Raw genomic sequence first — 3,570 nt, 5'->3', positions numbered from 1 at the left:
CCTCTGCTGCTACTTTACCCTCAAGTTTTCCAGCAGAAGCAATACCTTTTTGTCTCAGCCATTCTGTAGCTTTAGTAATATCGCCATCATTTTCTTTCAGGGCCTTTTTACAGTCCATCATACCTGCGCCTGTTTGTTCGCGCAACTCTTTAACCAACTTTGCAGATATTTCCGCCATCTTTAATTTCCTTCCCAATTTTAGTTTTAGTACAATGTCATTATTTACGAATTAATCATACTTTAGTTTCCTTATTTCAGATAGGCTTTTTAGAAATAATTTACGCCGTATTTTATTCCTAAAAATCCCACCTGTGCTACTCAACAATGCTGCTGGAGTTTATTATTCTTCTTCCTGATTTTCCTGTGATGATTCCTCTTCATTAGTATCATCTAGATCAAAATCTCCTTCAGCTCCATCTTCATAATCTTCATAATCTTCGTAATCTTCATAGTCTTCTTGATAGTCTGTTTCGAGTTGACCATGACGACCTTCATAAATAGCATCAGCCAACTTACCCAATATAAGTTTAATTGACCTAATCGCATCATCATTTGCGGGAATCGGAATATCTACTTGAGTAGGGTCACAATTTGTATCTAACAAGGATACAATCGGAATATCCAACTTTTGACATTCCTGAACAGCATTATACTCTCGTCGCTGATCCACCATAATTACCCCATCCGGGAGGCGACGCATATTTTTAATCCCACCCAGATATTTTTGTAGTTTAGCCATTTCACGACGAAGCACTGAAGCTTCTTTTTTTGGCAATAAATCTAGTGCTCCACTTTCCTCACGACGCTCCAGGTCTTTCAATCTTTCTACACGAGTCTTAATAGTAGTCCAGTTAGTTAGCATTCCACCTAACCAACGTTGGTTAATGTAATAACCTCCGCATCTCGTAGCTTCTTGAGCAATAATACCAGCGGCTTGACGCTTTGTACCAACAAATAAAAATTTTTTCCCTTGTTCTGAAGCCGTTCTAATATAATTGTAAGCCTCATCCATTAATTGAGCTGTTTGAACCAGGTCAATAATATGAACGCCATTACGCTCAGTAAAAATATACTGGGACATTCGTGGGTTCCAGCGACGGGTCTGATGTCCAAAGTGAACTCCTGACTCTAGTAATTGAGCCAAACTAACAACTGGCATATTTTCATCTCCTATTCGGGTTAATCCTCCATCCAGGTGTATTCCCACAGATTAAAAATCTGTAGAACACCCGATTACCCAGATGTGCGATTTTTGACAACTTTTCTAGCTTACCATATACATTCCTACCAATACTACTAACAGAGCAATCTGAAGAAACTTAATGATTGCTTGGCCAATTTGTTAATTTACCCAGATCGTAACGACTTTCAAAAAAGAGCTTATTTTAAGGACTTTAAAACATAGTGCTCGACAACAGAAATATCATTGCTTTTTGAATAGAATTTGTTTATGTATGAGTAAACATCAGTAGATGTATAAATAAAACCCTTAAATCTACCGATTAAAATTTGTTCAGGGCGGTATTTTACCAGTAATTCATATATCTCATCTTGAGTCAGTTGCCCTGTCTTTATTCGCTTAGTAGAGAAAACCGCAATTTCCGGAGGAACAAGTAAATCTGAATAAAAGCCATAAATTGGAACATCTGTAAATAGCCATTTTGTTGAATTTTTATGTTCTAGTAGACGATTTACAACTGCAAATTCTGATTCATAGTTTGTTTGAAGACTAGGAATATCTTTTGAAACTTTAGGTTTGAGTGTCAATAATGCAAATATGATTAAAATTAATGAAATAGTTGCCCAAAAATAATTTCCTAATCTAAAATTTCCTAATCTAAATTCTCGTTCTTTAAAAAGGTCAAATAATGGAACAGATGCATAAGCTGCCAACCAAGCCATAGGAATAGAAATGAGACAATAATGATGTGGCCATACTGGTTGATGATTTAAAAGAAGCAATGTTCCTGCTCCTAGCCATGCAACTGTAAATAGACCTTCCCATCGATGACTCACAAAAACTACAAATATACCGAAAATAGCTAAATAAAATAGATCGTAATCTTTATTGATGATGACTTTACTTAGCCTTTCAAAACCATCTTTGATGGGAAATGCCGTTTTAATCTCCTCTCCAAAATGAGTACCAAAAAGCTGTTCATAGCTTAACGCATTAAATAATAATGAAAAAATCAAAAAAATAACAACTAAACTTATTATCCAAAGCAATAAAGGATAAATAAATCTACTTCTTAACTTCTGAATTGATTCAAAATTAATTTTCTTCACATCAAAGATAAAAAGTAAAATAATTGGGATTAAAAAAACTGTCAAAAATTTGATTTGCAAAGACAATGCAAAAAGAACACCAGAAATAATCAATAAATATTTTTGTTTACTCTTTTTGTAAAGAAATAAAAAGTAGATAGAAATTACGGTTAAAGATAATGAAGGAATTCCGATCATAACAGCACTACTAAATCTGATAAACCCTGATGAAGCAGCCAATGATATTGCTCCAATAAGAGCAGGGAATATTCCCAAAGAAATACGAATAGTTTCAAAGAAAAACCATATTAGTAATGCTGAAAAAATTATGGTCAAAAGGCGCGCGAAAAAAACAGATTTTCCAACTATGCTGAACCAGAATGAAAGCATTGCTGTAAAAAGGAAAGGATGATCGCTCCAAATCTCGATATGCGGTGAGTAACCTTGCATATAAAGTGAAGCCCTCATTAATTCAAGCCCTTCATCAAAATTGAGTTGGAATTCCTCCTTTAAAGGAACAATCATAGGTACTATGATAATTGCTAATACTAGATACAGTAGAAGCAAAAATATGTAAAATACTTTTCGTTTAATTATCACTTTTTAGTTATAAATTTTATTCGTAAACTTAAGCAGGTATACAAAATTAATTACACATATCTAATATTATATCCGGATAATTAGTGATAATTAAGCACTCCTAGTTTTCAGCTACCAGTGAAAACAGGTTAACTCCTGAACAAATTCCTGCTGTTCCATAATTTTATGAAAGGGATAGACAAGTAGACTTTCTAATTCATCACCACAGAGAAAATCATTGAAAAACTAGAATAATGGAAAGAGAAAAAGTTATAAATATTTTAGTTGCCTACCTACTCACCGAAGGAAAACTTAATTGAAATATTGTGGAAGTTTATCAAGTATGAGTGGATTGAAGTTAATGCTTATGAAAGTTGGAGTAGCTTAAAAAAATATCTCAAAAAAGTGCTCGAAAATTTTGGAAAAGAATATGTAATTAATTTTGTGTAGGTGCTTATCTCAAACTCTTATTTAAACTAGCTTTAATTAACTTAGACTTCCCCTAACTATAACTGAAAAAAATCTTGTATTGCAAATCATTCAGCCTCTTAATATTTACCGAAAAATAAAGGTTTAAAGCCTCTCACTCGCCGTGGATAAAAAAGCGGTCGTTTAGCTAACGCACAACTTCGTTAACGCTTCGCGACATGAATTGCTCGCAGTCCGTTAGGATGGGATGGCGAGGTCTCCGTTCCCTCCGGGACGCTACGCGTTTTGCTCCGA

Annotated in this window: 2 protein-coding genes and 2 pseudogenes; 1 reads left to right on the top strand and 3 read right to left on the bottom strand. The window is 34.3% G+C overall.

Annotated features, from left to right (window positions below; genetic code table 11):
* The 3 genes and pseudogenes from F6K22_RS35760 to F6K22_RS35750 all read right to left on the bottom strand — a co-directional run.
* Positions 1 to 178 (bottom strand): annotated as a pseudogene (locus tag F6K22_RS35760) (elongation factor Ts); the annotation flags it as partial.
* 162 nt (positions 179 to 340) lie between these two features.
* The gene (gene rpsB, locus F6K22_RS35755; RefSeq protein WP_293109337.1) at positions 341 to 1,159 is read right to left on the bottom strand and encodes a 30S ribosomal protein S2; all 819 of its coding nucleotides are present in this window, start codon (positions 1,157 to 1,159) and stop codon (positions 341 to 343) included.
* Positions 1,160 to 1,380: 221 nt separating this feature from the next.
* Entirely contained in the window at positions 1,381 to 2,793 is a 1,413-nt protein-coding gene (locus F6K22_RS35750) for an ArnT family glycosyltransferase (RefSeq protein WP_293109335.1), read from the bottom strand.
* Between the two features lie 339 nt (positions 2,794 to 3,132).
* Between F6K22_RS35750 and F6K22_RS35745 the strand changes: the two are divergent.
* Positions 3,133 to 3,297 (top strand): annotated as a pseudogene (locus tag F6K22_RS35745) (IS630-like element ISMae24 family transposase); the annotation flags it as partial.
* Positions 3,298 to 3,570 lie beyond the last annotated feature (273 nt).

It is taken from the genome of Okeania sp. SIO2F4 (assembly GCF_010672385.1).
In the GTDB taxonomy this organism is placed as follows: Bacteria; Cyanobacteriota; Cyanobacteriia; order Cyanobacteriales; family Microcoleaceae; genus Trichodesmium.
The sequence above is the reverse complement of the archived record's forward strand: the minus strand, read 5'-3'. Positions and strand labels throughout refer to the sequence as shown.